The 18375-nt window shown below is 55.5% G+C and carries 10 protein-coding genes, 1 tRNA gene and 2 rRNA genes; 4 read left to right on the forward strand and 9 right to left on the reverse strand.

The genetic code is table 11. The annotated features are described in order from the left end of the window. Positions 1-319 precede the first annotated feature (319 nt). From EMQ_RS11740 to EMQ_RS11750, 3 genes are all read left to right on the forward strand, one after another. Positions 320-3057 (forward strand): 23S ribosomal RNA (locus tag EMQ_RS11740). A gap of 108 nt (positions 3058-3165) precedes the next feature. Continuing rightward, positions 3166-3281, forward strand: a 5S ribosomal RNA gene (gene rrf, locus EMQ_RS11745). 37 nt (positions 3282-3318) lie between these two features. After that, a tRNA-Met gene (locus EMQ_RS11750) sits at positions 3319-3395 on the forward strand. Here the strand turns inward: EMQ_RS11750 and EMQ_RS11755 are convergent. Both EMQ_RS11755 and EMQ_RS11760 read right to left on the reverse strand, forming a co-directional pair. After that, positions 3352-5010: a recombinase family protein gene (locus tag EMQ_RS11755; RefSeq protein WP_048874268.1), complete on the reverse strand. Its 1659-nt coding sequence runs from the start codon at positions 5008-5010 to the stop codon at positions 3352-3354. The genes EMQ_RS11750 and EMQ_RS11755 overlap by 44 nt on opposite strands. A 12-nt stretch (positions 5011-5022) precedes the next feature. Further along, positions 5023-5217 (reverse strand): hypothetical protein, encoded by a 195-nt coding sequence (locus EMQ_RS11760; RefSeq protein WP_018307964.1) that lies wholly within the window; start codon positions 5215-5217, stop codon positions 5023-5025. Between the two features lie 392 nt (positions 5218-5609). Between EMQ_RS11760 and EMQ_RS11765 the strand changes: the two genes are divergently transcribed. Then, on the forward strand, positions 5610-7667 hold the full coding sequence (locus EMQ_RS11765; protein ID WP_018307963.1) for a ParB/RepB/Spo0J family partition protein: 2058 nt from the start codon (positions 5610-5612) through the stop codon (positions 7665-7667). A gap of 120 nt (positions 7668-7787) precedes the next feature. On the opposite strand, the gene EMQ_RS11770 is transcribed toward EMQ_RS11765, so the two are convergent. The 7 genes from EMQ_RS11770 to EMQ_RS11800 all read right to left on the reverse strand — a co-directional run bounded on the left by EMQ_RS11770 (position 7788) and on the right by EMQ_RS11800 (position 18094). Beyond that, complete coding sequence (locus tag EMQ_RS11770) at positions 7788-8510, reverse strand: hypothetical protein (protein WP_010666174.1); 723 nt, start codon at positions 8508-8510, stop codon at positions 7788-7790. Positions 8511-8762: 252 nt separating this feature from the next. Continuing rightward, entirely contained in the window at positions 8763-10604 is a 1842-nt protein-coding gene (locus EMQ_RS11775; protein WP_010666175.1) for a UvrD-helicase domain-containing protein, read from the reverse strand. Further along, a complete protein-coding gene (locus EMQ_RS11780; RefSeq protein WP_018307962.1) occupies positions 10601-12739 on the reverse strand; it encodes an ATP-dependent nuclease in 2139 nt (712 codons plus the stop codon). Before EMQ_RS11780 ends, EMQ_RS11775 begins: the two co-directional genes overlap by 4 nt. Positions 12740-13154: 415 nt before the next feature. Continuing rightward, on the reverse strand, positions 13155-14054 hold the full coding sequence (locus EMQ_RS11785; RefSeq protein ID WP_010668670.1) for a hypothetical protein: 900 nt from the start codon (positions 14052-14054) through the stop codon (positions 13155-13157). Between the two features lie 301 nt (positions 14055-14355). Then, positions 14356-15465 carry a protein kinase domain-containing protein gene (locus EMQ_RS11790; protein ID WP_081617493.1) on the reverse strand — a complete coding sequence of 370 codons (1110 nt, stop codon included), beginning with the start codon at positions 15463-15465 and terminating at the stop codon, positions 14356-14358. A 507-nt stretch (positions 15466-15972) separates the two neighbouring features. Further along, positions 15973-17163: an IS91 family transposase gene (locus tag EMQ_RS11795; protein WP_010668084.1), complete on the reverse strand. Its 1191-nt coding sequence runs from the start codon at positions 17161-17163 to the stop codon at positions 15973-15975. Between the two features lie 19 nt (positions 17164-17182). Further along, positions 17183-18094, reverse strand: coding sequence for a tyrosine-type recombinase/integrase (locus tag EMQ_RS11800; protein ID WP_018307960.1), 912 nt, complete (start codon positions 18092-18094; stop codon positions 17183-17185). Positions 18095-18375 lie beyond the last annotated feature (281 nt).

Consider the following 18375-nt stretch of genomic DNA (forward strand, 5'->3'; position numbering starts at 1 on the left):
ATTGCTTCGTTTTATGGATCTCATCGAGGAGAGGTTAGAGAGATCGGACCTTCTTTTATCTGACTGCGGTGCAGCGGGTTTTAGAAAGTGTCTGGTGATGTATTCTTTGTCAGTGTGAATCGGTTGGTGCGTATGTGGGCGTGCCGAAATCCTGGGTTGGTCTGACCCATGAGCTGAGCAATCGGCTTGTGTTAAGGGATTTTGGCGGAAGCGTTCATATGCGATTTTGAAATGTGACGCGCTTGAATGAGCTGTCGTGCATGTTTCCTGAGATATCGGGGTTCTGCCTTGGTATGGATGGTTTCTGTGCATGGGAGCAAGTGAGTGCGAGAAGGGCGTTCGGTGGATGCCTTGGCACTAGAAGGCGATGAAGGACGTGGCACGCTGCGAAAAGCCACGGGGAGCCGCGAGTAGGCTTTGATCCGTGGATATCCGAATGGGGCAACCCCCTCGCAAGAGGATCCTGCACTGAATACATAGGTGTAGGAGGCAAACCTGGGGAACTGAAACATCTAAGTACCCGGAGGAAAAGACATCAATTGAGATTCCGCTAGTAGTGGCGAGCGAACGCGGAACAGGCCAGTGGCCATGAGAAGACAAGCAGAATGCTCTGGAAAGTGCAGCCATAGTGGGTGATAGCCCCTTATGCGTAATGCTTCTTATGGTCCTTGAGTAGGGCGGGGCACGTGAAACCCTGTCTGAACATGGGGGGACCACCCTCCAAGCCTAAATACTCTCTAGTGACCGATAGTGAACAAGTACCGTGAGGGAAAGGTGAAAAGCACCCCGATGAGGGGAGTGAAAGAGACCTGAAACCGGACGCCTACAAGCAGTCGGAGCCTCTTATGGGGTGACGGCGTACCTTTTGTATAATGGGTCAGCGAGTTTCTGTTTGCAGCAAGCTTAAGCCGGTAGGTGTAGGCGTAGCGAAAGCGAGTCTGAATAGGGCGACGAGTTGCTGGCAGAAGACCCGAAACCGAGTGATCTAGCCATGGCCAGGTTGAAGGTGCGGTAACACGCACTGGAGGACCGAACCCACGCCTGTTGAAAAAGTCGGGGATGAGCTGTGGTTAGGGGTGAAAGGCCAATCAAACTCGGAGATAGCTGGTTCTCCGCGAAATCTATTGAGGTAGATCGTCAGGTGTTGACCCCGGGGGGTAGAGCACTGGATGGGCTAGGGGGGCCCAAAGCCTTACCAAACCTAACCAAACTCCGAATACCCGGAAGTTTAGCCTGGCAGACAGACAGTGGGTGCTAAGGTCCATTGTCGAGAGGGAAACAGCCCAGACCACCAGCTAAGGCCCCTAAATCGTGGCTAAGTGGGAAAGGATGTGGGGATTCCAAAACAACCAGGAGGTTGGCTTAGAAGCAGCCATCCTTTAAAGAAAGCGTAATAGCTCACTGGTCTATTAGAAACCCTGCGCCGAAAATGTAACGGGGCTCAAGCCACGTGCCGAAGCTGTGGGTGCATACTTTGTATGCGCGGTAGCGGAGCGTTCCGTAAGTCTGTGAAGGAGACGGGGTGACCCTCTCTGGAGATATCGGAAGTGCGAATGCTGACATGAGTAGCGACAAACAGTGCGAGAAACACTGTCGCCGTAAGTCCAAGGTTTCCTGCGCAAGGTTAATCCACGCAGGGTTAGTCGGCCCCTAAGGCGAGGGCGAAAGCCGTAGTCGATGGAAATCAGGTTAATATTCCTGAACCTGCCAGAAGTGACGAATGCGAGATGTTGTCAGTCCTTATCGGATTGGACTGGCTTTTTGAGCATTCCAGGAAATAGCTCTGGCATATAGACCGTACCCTAAACCGACACAGGTGGACTGGTAGAGCATACCAAGGCGCTTGAGAGAACGATGCTGAAGGAACTAGGCAAATTACTCGCGTAACTTCGGGATAAGCGAGACCCGTGAGTGGGCAACCATTTGCGGGTGGCACAGACCAGGGGGTAGCGACTGTTTATTAAAAACACAGGACTCTGCGAAGTCGAGAGACGACGTATAGGGTCTGACGCCTGCCCGGTGCCGGAAGGTTAAGAGGAGGTGTGAGAGCACTGAATTGAAGCCCCGGTAAACGGCGGCCGTAACTATAACGGTCCTAAGGTAGCGAAATTCCTTGTCGGGTAAGTTCCGACCTGCACGAATGGCGTAACGACTTCCCCGCTGTCTCCAGCATCGGCTCAGCGAAATTGAATTCCCCGTGAAGATGCGGGGTATCCGCGGTCAGACGGAAAGACCCTATGAACCTTTACTGCAGCTTTGCAGTGGCATCAGAGACATTCTGTGTAGGATAGGTGGGAGGCTTTGAAGCAGGGGCGCCAGTTCCTGTGGAGCCATCCTTGAAATACCACCCTGAATTTTTCTGATGTCTAACCGCGACCAGTAAGCCTGGTCCGGGACCCTGCATGGTGGGCAGTTTGACTGGGGCGGTCGCCTCCCAAAGTGTAACGGAGGCGCGCGATGGTGGGCTCAGGCCGGTCGGAAACCGGCTGTCGAGTGCAATGGCATAAGCCCGCCTGACTGTGAGAGTGACAGCTCGATCAGAGACGAAAGTCGGCCATAGTGATCCGGTGGTCCCGCGTGGAAGGGCCATCGCTCAACGGATAAAAGGTACTCTAGGGATAACAGGCTGATCTCCCCCAAGAGTCCACATCGACGGGGAGGTTTGGCACCTCGATGTCGGCTCATCACATCCTGGGGCTGGAGCAGGTCCCAAGGGTTCGGCTGTTCGCCGATTAAAGTGGTACGTGAGCTGGGTTTAGAACGTCGTGAGACAGTTCGGTCCCTATCTGCCGTGGATGTTGGAGACTTGAGAGGATTTGTCCCTAGTACGAGAGGACCGGGATGAACATACCTCTGGTGCACCGGTTGTCGTGCCAGCGGCACAGCCGGGTAGCTAAGTATGGAAGGGATAACCGCTGAAAGCATCTAAGCGGGAAACCCACCTCAAAACTAGGTCTCCCCAAGGGCCGTGATAGACCATCACGTCAATAGGCCAGGTGTGGAAGCGCAGTAATGCGTGCAGCTAACTGGTCCTAATCGCCCACGAGAACTCACTTGCAAGCTTCTCCCAGAGAAGCACCCCATGCACAGAAATCATCCATGCCGCACATTTCAAAAATAACACCAACCGTTAATCACTGACCTACTCAGATGTGGGTTGGATGACCTGGTGGCTATGGCGGGGAGAGATCCACCCGATCCCATCCCGAACTCGGCCGTGAAAACCCCCAGCGCCTATGATACTGCGGCTTAAGCCGTGGGAAAGTCGGTCGCCGCCAGGTCTTCCAATCCACATCATAATCACATCACATAAACCACCGCGGGGTGGAGCAGCCCGGTAGCTCGTCAGGCTCATAACCTGAAGGTCACAGGTTCAAATCCTGTCCCCGCAACCAATGATACTTGCGATACGAACGCATCGAGAACGCCACTGTCCGGATGGACCGTGGCGTTTTTCTTGTGTGCCGCGAACTGCAGGATCGCCGCCAGATCGCCGCGCAGGATGATCGCCAGTTCGCCGTCGGCCGGTTGGAGCGTGATCTGCGAGACGAGCGTGCGCAGACGCTCGGCCGCCTCCGTCTTCGTCTCTTCGGCCTGAAGGCTCTCATAAAGAGAGGCGATCCGCTGCTGATAGATCTCCGCCATGTTCGGATGCAGCAGGGGAGGCGGCTCCTCCGCGTTGGCCAGCAGGTGCGTCAGTTCCGTCTTGCGGGCCTCAAGGGCTTCCATTTCTGCCTTCATGGAGGATTGGTACATGCCGTCCTTGATTGCGGTGATGATTCCCGTGATCTGACGTTCCACCTTGGTGAGTTCGTTCCGTCGGGCGGCGAGATCCGCACCGTGTTCCATCCGAAGCCTGTTCACCTCGCGGGTGAACTCATTGCAGAACTCCTTGAACAGGTCCGGTTCCATCAGATGCGTGCGCAGCCCACTCAGGACAGAGGCCTCCAGTGCGTCGCGACGGATGTTGAGCCGGTTGTCGCATGTGCCCTTGTTGCGTGCTGTCGAGCAGCCGAGCAGATCTTTCGAGATCATGCTGTAGCCGCCGCCACAGCACCCACAGCGGATCAGCCCGGCAAAGAGATGGCGCGGACGGCGCCGGTCATTGAGGGCTTCGTTGCCCCGTTCCGGCTGGCTGAAAGTCGTCTCAGCCTGGCGTGCCTTCACGGCATCCCACAGATCCTGCTCGACGATCCGCAACTCCGGCACCTCTTGGATCACCCATTCGGATTCAGGATTGAGACGTGAGACGCGCTTGCCGGTATCCGGATCCTTCAGATAACGCAGCCGGTTCCAGACCAGACGGCCGACATACATCTCATTATTCAGGATGCCGGTGCCACGTTCCCGATTGCCGTGAATGGTAGACGGTCCCCATTCACGTCCCTGCGGACCCGGAACACCTTCGCGGTTCAATTCCATGGCGATTGTGCGCGACGATTTGCCGCGCATGTAATCGGTGAAGATCCGTCTGACCGTGCGGGCCTCTTCCTCGTTGATGGTCCGGTCGCCGCGAATGCGCTCACCTTTCGCATCGAACTGGCGCACGACATCATAGCCGTAAGAATTGCCACCGCCGGACTTGCCGTCCTCGACGCGTCCGCGCAGGCCACGGCGCACCTTCTCGGCGAGGTCTTTGAGGAACAGGGCGTTCATCGTGCCCTTGAGGCCGATATGAAGGTGGGTGACGTCGCCCTCGGAGAGGGTGATGATCCGCACGCCGGCGAACGTCATCCGTTTGAACAGGCCGGCGATATCTTCCTGGTCGCGCGACAGCCGGTCCATGGCTTCGGCCACGATGATCGTGAAGCGGCCGCGCGTAGCGTCCTGGATCAGTTCCTGTATGCCGGGGCGGAGCAGGGAAGTACCGGAGATGGCACGGTCGGTGTAGCTGTCGACGATCGTCCAGCCTTGTTTCTCCGCATGAAGTCGGCAGAGGCGCAACTGATCCTCGATCGACGCGTCGCGCTGGTTGTCGGATGAGTAGCGGGCGTAGAGCGCGACTTTCACAATCCCATCTCCTTAATCCTGGAGATCGCGTCGCCTCGCGGCCTCCACTTCAGCGTTGACGAAATCCCGTGCGGCCTGACGGGCCAGAAGCCGGACCAGACTGATCAGCCGAGGATCGGCTCCACTGCGTAATGGTGTCACGTTGGCGTCCGGGGCGTCGAGAACGAGCCGCAGTTTGCCCGCTATCGTATCGCGTTGGCGTGCCATCTTCCCGTCCTTTCTGCATGGATCGTCGAAACGTCCTGAACCCACTGTGGCGGATGGATTTGCGGTGAGTGAACAGAAAAATGCGTGAAAACAGGGAGATGGATCGTCCGAAGAGGGCTACGGGATAGTCACGAACATTCGCGGCTATCGTGGTCGGCACTATCACAAGATGGTGATGTTGCGACTATAATAGTCGTAATTTGTCGTGGAACGCATCGACTCGCGGATGCACTGAGGCAGATATAGCTTCCGTAAAGTCGTGTCCGTGCCATTCCGTGGAAGCGATCCGGCGTCTGGTGGGGCCGGAAGAGAGGAAGAGGGAAGTGGGGGTTTCGTGACGGACTCAGGGGTGGGAGAGAGGCTTCCGCCCGTCCGTCACGGAGTGTCCCGCCATGGCGAGCGCCATCCAGAAAATCGCCCTCAATGCGTCCCGTGATATCCCCTTCAACGAGCTGGTGCTGTCGCATTCCAACGTGCGGCGTGTGAAGGCTGGCCTGTCGATCGAGCAGCTGGCCCGCGATATCGAACGTCGTGGGCTGCTTCAGAGCCTGAACGTCCGTCCCGTCCTGAATGGTGAGGGGGCGGAAACCGGTGCCTACGAGGTGCCTGCTGGCGGGCGCCGGTTCCGCGCTCTCGAACTGCTGGTGAAGCAGAAGAAACTGGCGAAAACCGCCCCGGTGCCCTGTGTCGTGCGCGAGGCCGGATCGGCCATTCTCGCCGAGGATGATTCCCTGGCCGAAAACGTCCAGCGCGTGGCCCTGCATCCGCTGGACCAGTTTCGCGCTTTTCGCGACATGCTGGAGAAGGGCATGTCCGAGGAAGAAATCGCCGCCGCGTTCTTCGTCGTGCCAGCCGTGGTGAAGCAGCGTTTGCGGCTGATGACCGTGTCCGACAGACTGCTTGAGATATACGAGCAGGATGGCATGAAGCTCGACCAGCTCATGGCCTTCTCGATCAGCGATGACCATGACAGACAATTACAGGTCTGGGAGATCGTCTCCCAGAGCCACAATCGCGAACCCTATCTGATCCGCCGCATGCTGACGGAGAAAACCGTGCGGGCATCGGATCGTCGCGTGCGCTTCGTCGGGCTGGAGGCCTATCTTGCGGCTGGCGGTCCCGTCATGCGTGACCTGTTCGAGGCAGACGATGGCGGCTGGCTGCAGGATTCGACCCTGCTCGACCGGCTGGTGATGGAAAAACTGGCTGTGGCTGCGGAAGATATCCGTGCCGAAGGCTGGAAATGGGTCGAGACGGCACTATCCTTCCCCTGGGGGCACACACGGCAATTCGTGGAGATCGATGGTGTGCCGGCTGTGCTCTCGGAAGAAGACGCCGCACGTCTGACCGCGCTGCACAGCGAGCAGGAAACGATCGAGGCGGAATACGCGCAGGCCGATGAATTTCCCGAAGACATCGATACCCGGCTGGGCGAGATCGAGCAGGCCATCGAGGCGCTGGAAGAACGCCCCGTGTCCTTCGATCCGGTGGACATGCAGCGAGCCGGCGCCTTGGTCAGTCTCGATACCGACGGCACGTTGCTGGTCGAGCGGGGCTTCGTTCTGCCCGAGGATATGCCGGCGGAGCCCGAGGATGGTCACGATGAGTCCGAAGGATATGATGACACGGTCGTTCATCACGGCGAGGGTGACGATGTCGAAGGAATTGGGACGGAAGATACCTTCGATACCGAGCGTGAGGAGGAAGACGGACTGAAGCCGTTTTCCGACCGTCTGCTGACCGAACTGACAGCCTGGCGCACGCTGGCGCTGCGGGATGCGTTTGCCGGCAATCCCCACATCGCGCTGACCGAATTCCTGCACACACTGGTGCGCGATATCTACTGGCAGGTCTCGGGCGCGGACTGCCTGGAAGTCTATGTCCGGGAAATCTCGCTGCTGGTGCATTCCCCCGACATGCCGGGCAGCCTGCCGGCTCATGCGCTGCGCCAGCGCAACGAGGGTTGGAAGCACGATCTGCCGGAGGATGAGGACGCGTTGTGGCGCTGGATCAACGGGCTGGACGGTACCAGCCGTCTGGCCCTGCTGGCGCATTGTCTGTCTTTCGGGATCAACGCGCTGCATGAATCGTCCCATGGCCCGTCTCTGGCACGTAGCGTCAGGGAGCGGCTGGCGCGAGCCGACCGCCTCGCCACGGCGCTTACGCTCGACCTGGCCGAAGCGGGCTGGCAGCCAACGGTGGAGAACTATCTGGGCCGTGTCACCAAGGCCCGTATCCTCGAAGCCGTACGCGAGGCGCGGGGAACTGAGGCAGCCGAGCGTATCGCACATCTGAAAAAGAACGACATGGCGCAGGCGGCCGAAAGGCTGCTTGAGGGCGCCGGCTGGCTGCCCGAGGCTCTGCGGACGACGAACGTGCCGGAGCGAACTGAAAGGGAAGAAGGGGCGGCGCGTATGACCGATAGTCATGATGCGGTCGCAGCCGAGTGAGATCTGTCGATGAATATCATGGGCGGCTTCCGGTCTTCGGGAGCCGCTTTTTGTATTGGACGAGACTGTATCGGGCACCGCGTGTTGTAACGCGCACCCGGGGCGGGCGGCCGGTGGTGGTCAGTGACGGGTCGCCGGGTGCAGGTGCCGATCCGTTTCAAGGCTAAGGGCTGCTGGCCATAAAGGCGTTTTGGTATAGAAATCCCGTCTGCTGAAGCCAGTGCCTGTTCGGTGCTCGTTGAGCAGTCCTGCCCAGCACAGCGGTCGCAGGACATGGACGTAAAGACTGGCGGTCAGCTTGAAATCCCGGCGACGGATATCCTCTTCCTCGCCCCCGTAGAGAACCGAACACAGCCGCTCTTCGGTGACGGCAACCTGGGCTTCGATATTGATGACGTTGAGAAAGATATCCCAGTTGCCGAACAGTGGTTCATCGCTTCGGGTGTAAGGGCTGTGGTCGACGACAAAGAGGAGATGGGTCGTCAACAGCATCCAGAGCCGGGCTGGCTCCGATTGGAGCTTTCTCGCCAGGTCGGTCAGCCGCAGGGTTCCCTTGAAATGCCGTGAGAGCTTCGCGCTGAGCAGAACTTCATGCAGGATCACCATCGGCGGGAAATCGTGTTCATTGAGAACTTTGTTGACGGCATAGAGGTCTTCGACCGTATAGCCGGGCCAGTCAAATGCCTCGGCGGCCCACGCGACAAAATAGCGTTTCAGTGCCTTGTTGGGCGTGAGGCCGATCGGGCCGTTTTCCTCAATATAGCCGATCGTCAGCAGCGCGGCCTTCAGGATGAGGGCATGCGACAGGGGGAGGTTGTTGTCGGGTGAACGAAACGGATTCATCACATAAACAATGAACCACGTCGATGCGAGTTGCCAGTCTGGCTTTGCGACGTAGGGACGATTTCCGTCCCGCGTCTTTCATTGTAATGTCGGTTGTCGCCTCATCTCGGTCATCCAGGCTTCTGAATGACTCGCCGAACGGCAGACATGAGCGATGCAGTTTGGTAGGGGGGAAGTCGCATTCAAATAGGCAGCTTTCTGGGACTGGAACGTTAGTAGCTGCGGTTCGCCACAGCATGATGCGCCAACCCACTAGGCCCGTACGATCTCGATCTGCTCGGCAGCCACCAGCTTACGCTCGATTAGTTCTTGGCAGGCACCGTCGGGGTCAGTGGTGAAAAACAATACTCGCAAATCCTCGAGCGCTCGCGAGAAGGACACGTAGGCAAGCCGCTGCCCTCTACCTCGCTGACCGTCCGTGGGTTGACCTGCGGTTGCAGGTGTTAGCGTCTTGCTGAAATTGTAGATGTTCCAAGCAGCTTCGACATCGTCATATACGATCAGCACCTTAGCGTATTCTTCACCTTTAACGCCATGCTGGGTGCTGTAGGCTGTGTTCTCGGCAATGAAGGAGGCGTAAGGGACAATTTCCATGGGTTTCATCGCGAACAGTGCGTCAGCGAGCCAGTCACCCTTATCGAGGCCGTGCAATTCCTCAACGTAATCCTCATCGCGTGGCGCGCGATTAAGCTGCTCATTTAACTTGTCCGAAGTTGGGATGATTTCCTTGGCGACGCAGAACCGTAAAAGCTCGCCGACTGAGCCCGATGCCCAAAGTACATTAAGTTGCTCGACCAGACTCACGGATGTCTCGACCATCGCTTTGAGCGTAGCCTCGGCGTTGATCCCGTTGACAGCGAACGCAGGGCTATTGCGGCGCAAAATGTCGATAATGGCGCGGCTATCATCAGCGGTATGGGCAGCGATGAGTGGGTAGATGATGTCAGTAAACGGCTTTAGCAAGAAATACTCGCCCGCTTCGAACGCCTCTTCTGCACGAGTCGAAGCATAAGGACCGTTGAAAAGGCGATTCAGTTCGGCGAAGCCTAGCCGGCGTGCAATCATCTGGTTGGCTAGGAACAGCTTGATCACATCATCACGTTCGGCCCATCCCCATTCTGCCATCGCAGTGTCCATCCGGGCCAGCGCACGGGTAATCTGGGCTTCGGAATAGCGGTTGCGGGGTAGTTCAGGCTTCTCGGCCTGGACCAGTCGAAACAAGACACTGCCTTCGCGGTTCGCATTCTCACCCGCAGCGTATTGCTTGACATCCGTTCGGAAGGCATTGAGCAGGCGTATGACACTTTTAGAGCAGCGGAAGTTCTCAGTCTTGGTAATGGGCATGCCTCCCACAGGTGGCGCGAAGTCTCCGGCGCTGCCATCATAGATTTGCTGCCAGGGATCGCCGAAATACCCGACGATTGGCAGCCCTTCGCTTCTGCCGATCAGGTTGAGGCCGGCGATGATGCCGGGAAAGGTATCTTGTGCCTCATCAACAAAGATATAGGGGAACCGGAGTCCGGTGATCCGTCGAAACGTCGTGTTGTGTGCAAACAGATAGGCAGCGATTTCGATAATGTCGTCATGACCGAGCCGGCCCGCCAGATAGTCACCCCATTTAGCATCGGCATAGCTGAAGACTGGGACCGTATTGAGATCGACTAGATTCTGCTCGTAGCGTAAGGCTTTGGCGCGGGCATCTTTCGCGGTACGGCTATTCCCGCCGTTATCCTTGTCGCGCTCTTTTCGAATGAGCGCCGGAAGCCGTGCCTCGCGTAGTGCCTCTCGAATATCGTCGTGGAAGCGACTCATCTGATTCCATAGGAAGCTGTGAAGCGTAGATACCAGATAGAGCTCGTCGAATCCCAGTCGCGCTTTGATCACTTCTACCGCGCGTTTGGTGAAAGTGATGCAGGCGATACGTTGTCCATTTTGTCGCAATTGTTGGCCTTCTCGCGTGCGCACGCGAGTCAGTGCTTCGATGAGCGACGTGGTCTTGCCCGAACCAGCGCCGGCAACGAGCGCAAAGCTGCGATGTCCGTCAATACAGGCACGCACATCAGCATCTGCCTGGGTCTCAACCTTGCCGCTCATGCCGTAGTACCTGCGTCCGTATTCCCGCCTGTGTTTGCCGTACCGGCCTTACCGTCTTGGGAAGGTTGTGGTGCTGGCTCGCCGCACAGTCTTAGCTCGAGCCAGCGTAGGCCTTCAGCAATGTAGGTAGGCACCGTCCAACTCGACTTAGCCGCGAGAAGATCCATCGCAAAGTCAGTCTTCTTGAAATCCTTCGAACCGATGCGCTCGTAGATCACTGTATAGGCGTCGGGAAGGGGAGCGGGAATTACCTTGCCGATCGAAAGTGTTCCAGTGCGAAGCAGGGCAAAATTCTCATAAGCAATTGCTTCTTCAAGCGTGCGAGGGATCATCTCGAATTGCGCCCCACCTTCGCTGACCAGCACACCATATTCGAAGGCAATACAACGGTCCTTGGAGGCCGATATCTTGTCAGAGTGCGACATAGCAACCAACTCGGCGACTGTGCCCTTACCGCAAAGTTTCTTGAGTGAAGCATTGGAGGTCCGTGCGTTCGCAACATCGGCGCGACAAGTACTCGGATAGCCGGTTGGTTCGACAGAATCGAGGTCGGTCACGACGAGATATGGAATGCGTAAAAAGTCGAGCAGCCCTTCGAAACGGTGGGCATAGGCCCCCCCTACCTCAAGGATGGTAAGATAGCACGCACGCAATCGAGCTGCTGAGGTCTCAATCATCGACGGCAGTAAAAGCTTTTCGGCGGCGCCTTCTACGAGAATTACGGCGTCGGCGAAGAACAAGTCGCAGTGCGTGAGCCGGAGATAGCGTTTTAGGAACGTCAGAGTATCCTCGGGTGAAATTGCCACGCCTTCTATAACATCGGCCTCCGGTTGGAATGTACGTAGGCTGCGAACGTCAGATGCGTTGCGTATGCCATCCTTCGCAGCTTCGCCAGTAAGATGGCAGCGCTGGAAATAGCGAACTTTCTCAAAATTGATGGCGTCGAGGATATGCGAGGAATGGGTAGTGATAATGATTTGTGGCATCAAAGCCGACTGACCAGCTGCTTTGGCGGAGTCCTCAATCACACTCCATATATTGGCGATGAAGCTTTGTTGAACCTGAGCATGAAGATGGACTTCAGGCTCCTCGATAAAAATTAGCAGACAAAGCGGTCGGTTCTCCGGCGTGGCAAGCCACTGTGTATGGAAGTGACGTGCCTGAATCGCCATATAGATAAGGTTCTTGAAGCCGAGCCCGTTATAAAGCTCGGGTAGCTCGTGTTGTCGATGAGGATCGACATAGAGGAGTTCGGTGTTTCCTCGCAGTGCGCTTTCCGGACTGAGCGAGGATATAATTTTCAGTTCACGGTCATTGACCGACGGCACGCCCAGCCCCTTGATAAGATCGATGAGCGGTGCGAATTGCTTCTCATAATGCCGGGTTAAAGCGGCATTATTCTCATCAATCACTTGGTGCGCTTCGACCGCATATGCGGCTTGATCGAGATTTTTACGATAGAAAGAAGCAAAAGCTGCAGAAAGGCGGTTGCTGCGACTATTATCATCATCGTTGATGTTGCGCTGGGCATCGACAAATTCGGCACGGACCAATTGGCGTACGAGCCGTTTACCCTCATCCGGCTCCAACGGGGTGGCGACGATAGTGGTTTCGCCGTCATCCGCTGCTACTTCCTCAAGCGAAGCATAGCGCGTAGCGGCGTGACGGTTGAGGTTTGTATCGGTGGCGAGATACTGAGATAAGCTGCGAGCGTGTCGACCGTCCTCGCCTGCGGGATAGGCCGCGAAATATTCTTCGCGCAATTTCTTGGCATCGTCGATGCCAAACCGTAAGCGAAAACCGACCTGTGTGAAATCTGACAATTTGGGAAGAAGGGTAAAGACTCGACCGAAGGCAATGGTGTTGGGATCAATCTCGAACCAGAGGTCGAGACCGATCTCCGGGAGGTCGGCAGAGTTGCCAGTTTTGGAAAACTGTTCGAAATCGGTAAGGCATGAGACCGAGAAGTCGTGGATCTTGAACTCACGTCCGCCAAGAAACGCGCGGAAAATGGCAGTAGCCGAAGTCTTTCCGCTGTTGTTTGGACCGACGAACAAGGTCTCCTTTTCCTCTATATCAATCGTCACCTTCTCAAGGCGCCGAAAATTGCTGATCGTGACCTTCTGAAGCTTCATTATTCGTTCCCGGCTCCACCATTCCCTGAGACATGATGGATCGTAGCGCAGCTGACTGCAACTCATCCGGAATTTGCGGCAGTAAGAAAACGAGGTCGAGAGCGTCTGTTCTTTGCAGCCAGGCACCGAAATTCTGCTGACCCGTCTGTCGGTTATCTGCATAGCTGACAGACGGTAACCGCCGTCTTCTCTGACATAGGTTGGCCTTATGGGTGGTCCCAGGAGCGGACGTTCAATGCTTCGTGGAGACAGCAGCCCGCCCATGCGCGTGGTAGCTGGCTCAAACCAATGCTCCTGATGGTGGAGCAACCTGTCGGTGTTCTGAAGTCCAAGTCAGGGCCGAAGCTGCCGTTTCTGATCAACAAACCAAACGGCGGCTTTCCAGCTAATTCCAGAGAGGAAGCCGGATTTGCTTTCAAGGGGATCGCGCTGATTGAATGAGCGTTACTTTCGCAAGCACATCGTATTTCGGTAAAAAAACCTGCGCGTTCTCTCCCGAGAACGACTTGAGCTCTGCCTCAATCGTGCTCTCGCCTGCATAACGGTTTTGCGTGAGAGTTGGCAGTATACTGGCGAGTTGCTTCTCGAAATCAGATTGGAAACCACGAATTTTTAAGAACCAGTAATCTGCAAGGCGGATCGCTTCCATATTGATACCCGACGCCACAACTCCGCCACCGATCGGCATATACACTGTGCCATCTGAGGTGGTCACAGAAACGTTGGCATTTTTGCGCCTTAGCGCTCGTCGTTGCTCTTTATTCCAAGCACCTCCGGTGACGCCTTTCGCGCGATAGCGGCTAATCATTTCTGGCCAATTTCGATGAATGCTTTCGAGAACGTCGATATTTTCAAAACTATAATGATCATAAACATTAATCGCATAAAAGGCTTCATTCCCCACGATCGCATAGACAAGAGGTCCGGTTCTGTCTGCGAAGGCAGGATTTTTCGGGTGAAAGGTGGTTCCAAGATGAAAATGATGCACTCCCCACTCGGCAAGCAGTCCATCATGGTTGAGAAGTGAGATATGGCCCATACTGAGGTGGCCATTGATATCTTCCCCCTTTTTCACTTTCTCTTGGAGCATAGTCCAACCAGCTTCATAGTCTGGTGGGCAGACAAAGCTGTCTCCAATCTCGATGGTTCGGGGGACGCTTGCAATACGTCGGCGTTGCGCGTCGAAATAATGACTCGGTAAATCCCCATCGGGCAACGCTGTGATCTCGACTGCGGGCCATCTTTGTTCATCAATCAAATAAGATCTCAGCATAGCGACCCAATCGGCAACAAAATCTGCATTCAATTTGGGCATTAACACTCCTCTGCTTCCACCCTTATAGGTGGAATGTGAAAAACAGTTCTATTCTCTTCTTGCAACGCGCGTTTATCGCGTAGTGAGACGATGCTGCGTTAATGCTGATAAGCTAAGAACTATAATTCCTGAGAGCAAGATGGCTGTAGCCGCCGTCTTAACAGACATTATGCTCTAACCCTATAAAGAGTCATTATCTACTCTTCGTCTTGTGGTGTCGTCGCAATGACTACATGCCGACAGAGCGTGAACAATGACAACATCCGGATGTTAATATATAAAAGTAATAATTAAAAAAATATTATGATTCAATATTATAATAAGAATACACTTCTGATTCGACACTGCTAAGTTGGTTAGATGGAAATTCCCAATTTTCATCTGAAGCGATTTCATTCAGATAATTTGTATGAATTTTCACTTGTTCATGGAATTCGTTCGACCGTAACTTGATGCTATCAAAAAGAACTTCGATTAAACATTCTGGGTTTGGTCGTTTTTTAGGATCAATTGTCATGCAATTTTTAACTATATCAAATATATCTTTATAGCATACACCAAGATTAGCATTTATGGGACACCCTGAATTAATCCACTCACGCCATTTACGTTCCCTATTAAGATTTCTAAAAGCTTCACCTTCTCCTAGATGCCATGGAGTAAAATCGGACCCTTCTGGATGGTAGCCATTGCTAATAAGCTCAAAAAGCATAATTCCAATAGTAAAGATGTTGGTTTTCTCGGTGAGATCTGATTTATTCCATTCAGATTCATCTTTCCATTGTTCTGGGGCGCAATACGGTGCTGTTCCTCGGAATATTGGATGTTCTTTAAATAAATCAACACTCCCAAAATCCCCAATAAGTGGAGTTAAGGGTATGTGTTGATTGGAGTTCGATTGATGCGTCTTATTATAATCACGAAAAAAAATGTTTTCTGGCTTTAAATCTTGATGGCAAATTATATTTCGTTTTGAGAGATGTATTAATCCGTATAAGATTTGGATTATAATGGCTATTTTTTCAACATCAATTATAGTGTCGTTATTAATTAATTTTGATAAATCCCCTTCCCAAAATCTAAAATATGCGACTGGCGTTCCAAGATGAAAACTGAAATTATGAGGCCAATGTATGTTAGGATGATAATAAGCCTTACTTTGCAATTTAAATTCTCTAATAAATCGTATTGCAGCTTCATTTGGAGGTATGCTTTTTTTTGATATTGGAAACTTTGCACTTACTTGTTGAGGAAAAACATGGTTTCCATTGTTCATAACAACAATTGTTCCGGAAAGACCTTCCATTCTTTTCGAAACGTTTTCAGAATTAATGAAATTTGTGAGTATTTCTCCCTGATCTTCAGCTGATAACTCTTCGAATTTGCTGCGGGGAAAATTTTTCATTGTCATATGTAGGGTCTTTCTATTTTGGATTGGCGTCAATACACGTCTATTTCGCAATATGACATATCTCGTGTCATTTGATAAATAATTCAGAATACAGCACGAGAAAATTTGTACATATTGGCCAATCAGCTACATTAATCTAAAAATACAAGTCAATGATTAAACTTCCCCGGCGTGTCAATAATAAGCGGACATTCCGCTTTCCTGAAGAGTTTCGGGCGCCGCGAGGCGTACGAAAGTCTGGGAAGACCGAACCCGCGACACCGGGACTCAGTTATGGGGAATTTGCAACTAGCGCCACCCCGGAGGAGAGTCTGAGCCAGAGCATAAAGGTGCGTGTGTAGAACTGGAACGGGTTTTTGTGATCGGATCTGCATGACGCGATGTCAGAACTGGCGGTGCAGGCAACGATTTTCCTGGGTTTTCCAGTGATGCGTACAGGAGCCTCGGTTTGCCGGAGTGCAGCCACTCCGGCATCGGGATCGGTCATGCTGTGGTCTCTGCGGGCTGTCATCGTGATCCCCTGGCCGGATCAGTCGCCGGTGGCGGCCCTCTGGGCTGGCACCATCGGGGAAGGATCTGGATGACGACCATCTGACCACCACAGCATGGGCAGGGCGGTGGCGTGACCGGTTCGGGCTCCGGCGCTTCTGCCGCTGGCGTAGGTATGACCTTCAGCAATTCCCGCACCCGGGCGAGGCTGGCCTTGCGGCTGGAACTGGCCAGCAGGCCATAATGGCGGATGCGATGAAATCCCCGTGGCAGGACATGCAACATGAAGCGGCGGATGAACTCATCGGTGCTGAGCGTCATGACCTGCTGCTGGTGGGCCGTGTCCCGCCTGTAGTCCTTGTAGCGGAACGTGACACCTTTTTCGTTGAACGCCAGGAGGCGACCGTTCGAGATGGCGACACGGTGGGTATAGCGCGACAGATAGGCCAGCACCGCTTTGGGACCGGCAAAAGGCGGTTTGGCATAAACGACCCAACGCCTGCTGCGCACGGGGGCCAGATACCGCAGAAAGTCACGGCGGTCTGCCAGGGAAGCAAGCTGGCCCCGAAAGGCCAGCCGATCGGCCTCGAAAAGCGCAAGTAGCCGGGTGAGGAACAGACGGCGAAACAGCTTGCCCAGCACGCGAACGGGTAGGAGGAAGGCCGGGCGCGACGAGATCCAGCGCTGGGCATCGGGCGACAGGCCGCCACCCGGCACGATCATGTGCACATGGGGATGGTGGGTCAGCGCCGAACCCCAGCTGTGCAGCACGGCGGTGATGCCGATGCGGGCACCCAGATGCCGGCGATCGGCGGCGATCGTCATCATCGTCTCCGAGGCGGCCTGGAACAGCAGGGCGTAGAGAACGGCCTTGTTCTGCAGCGCGATGTCGGCGATCCGCGCCGGCAGGGTGAAGACAACATGGAAATACCCGACCGGCAGCAGATCGGCCTCGCGTTCGGCCAGCCATGTCCGTGCGGCGTTCCCCTGACAGCGCGGACAATGACGGTTGCGGCAACTGTTATAGGCAATGCGCCAGTGTCCGCAGTCCCCACAGGCCGCGACATGGCCACCAAGGGCCGCGGTGCGGCAGTGTTCGATCGCCGACATGACCTTGAGCTGCTGCAGGGGGAGACGGCCGACATGGGCTGCGCGCCAGGCAGGACCGGCAGCCCGGAAGATGTCCCCCAGTGCGAGGGAGGCGGACATGACCGCCTCTGCTCCGGGGTCAGCCGTCGGGCCTTGTCTGCGCCGTCGTCAGCATGCCCAGTCTGTCGAGCGGACTGATGACGGCCCGCACGGTCCGTGTCGCAACCTTTGTATAAAGGGCCGTGGTCTCCAGACGGGAATGACCCAGCAGGACCTGGATCACGCGGACATCGACACCATCCTCAAGCAGGTGCGTGGCAAAGCTGTGCCGCAGGGTATGAGGCCCCACACGTCTGGTGATCGCAGCGGCCCGCGCCGCATCGACAACCACGCGATGGAGCTGCCGTGTGCTGATGGGCCTCTTGGTGTCCTGCCCGGGAAACAGCCAGCCACCCGAATGCATCACGCCCTGCTGGCGTCCGGCCTTCCACCACTCCCGCAGCAGGGGCAGGAGGTCTGCCGGAAGCATGGCGTTGCGATATCGTCCCCCTTTGCCCCGTTCGACCCTGAGCAGCATGCGTTCGCTGTCAATATCACTGACCCTGAGGGCGGCGACCTCGGCCACACGCAGGCCTGCCCCGTAGGCGATCGAAAGGGCAGCCTGGTGCTTGAGGCAGGTGGTTGCGTTGAGCAGACGGGCAACCTCATCGCGGCTCAGCACGACGGGCAGGTTGCGGGGCTGCGCCACCCGGACCAGCCTGCGTGCAAGGTCAGGTCGGTCGAGTGTCTGGATGAAGAAAAATCTCAGCGCCGACACGATGGCGTTCATGGTCGGTGTCGGCATGCCAGCCGCGTTCTGCGCAATCTGGAACTGGCGCACATCCTCGGCTGTTGCCGTATGGGGTGAGCGACCCAGAAACGTGGCGAAACGGCCGACATCGCGAAGGTAATTGCGCTGCGTCTCCCGGGAGAACCGCCGCACCGCCATGTCATCAAGCAGGCGCTGGCGAAGGGGACTGATTGCAGCAATGCACAGGGACTCTGTCATCATCCGGCTCCTTCTGGTGGGAAGAAGCCAGAGTGCTTGGCCCGATCAGGACAGTTCCAAATAAAACAGATCTCTCACGCCGTGGTGACAGGCCTCCACATCACACCAATCCCGCGCAGCGGGTTCGTTCAGCCCCCCATTGCTGTCGTGATTTCGGGTAGGTGACGGGAACGCCGTGTTCCGGGATGAGGGGCTGGGTATTTCTGGGGTTGGATGGGATCCCGCGTGGGAAGTGGTGATCAGAGGAAGAGGGCGGCTTCGCCTTCTGTGCCGAATAACCGGCA

This window comes from Acetobacter aceti NBRC 14818 (assembly GCF_000193495.2).
Classification (GTDB): domain Bacteria; phylum Pseudomonadota; class Alphaproteobacteria; order Acetobacterales; family Acetobacteraceae; genus Acetobacter; species Acetobacter aceti.

Excerpts from the sequence above, each read along its gene's own strand:
- EMQ_RS11760 (WP_018307964.1), bottom strand. The coding sequence starts at position 5,217 with ATGGCACGCCAACGCGATACGATAGCGGGCAAACTGCGGCTCGTTCTC.
- EMQ_RS11765 (WP_018307963.1), top strand. The coding sequence starts at position 5,610 with ATGGCGAGCGCCATCCAGAAAATCGCCCTCAATGCGTCCCGTGATATC.
- EMQ_RS11770 (WP_010666174.1), bottom strand. The coding sequence starts at position 8,510 with ATGAATCCGTTTCGTTCACCCGACAACAACCTCCCCCTGTCGCATGCC.
- EMQ_RS11775 (WP_010666175.1), bottom strand. The coding sequence starts at position 10,604 with ATGAGCGGCAAGGTTGAGACCCAGGCAGATGCTGATGTGCGTGCCTGT.
- EMQ_RS11780 (WP_018307962.1), bottom strand. The coding sequence starts at position 12,739 with ATGAAGCTTCAGAAGGTCACGATCAGCAATTTTCGGCGCCTTGAGAAG.
- EMQ_RS11785 (WP_010668670.1), bottom strand. The coding sequence starts at position 14,054 with ATGCCCAAATTGAATGCAGATTTTGTTGCCGATTGGGTCGCTATGCTG.
- EMQ_RS11790 (WP_081617493.1), bottom strand. The coding sequence starts at position 15,465 with ATGACAATGAAAAATTTTCCCCGCAGCAAATTCGAAGAGTTATCAGCT.
- EMQ_RS11795 (WP_010668084.1), bottom strand. The coding sequence starts at position 17,163 with ATGTCCGCCTCCCTCGCACTGGGGGACATCTTCCGGGCTGCCGGTCCT.
- EMQ_RS11800 (WP_018307960.1), bottom strand. The coding sequence starts at position 18,094 with ATGATGACAGAGTCCCTGTGCATTGCTGCAATCAGTCCCCTTCGCCAG.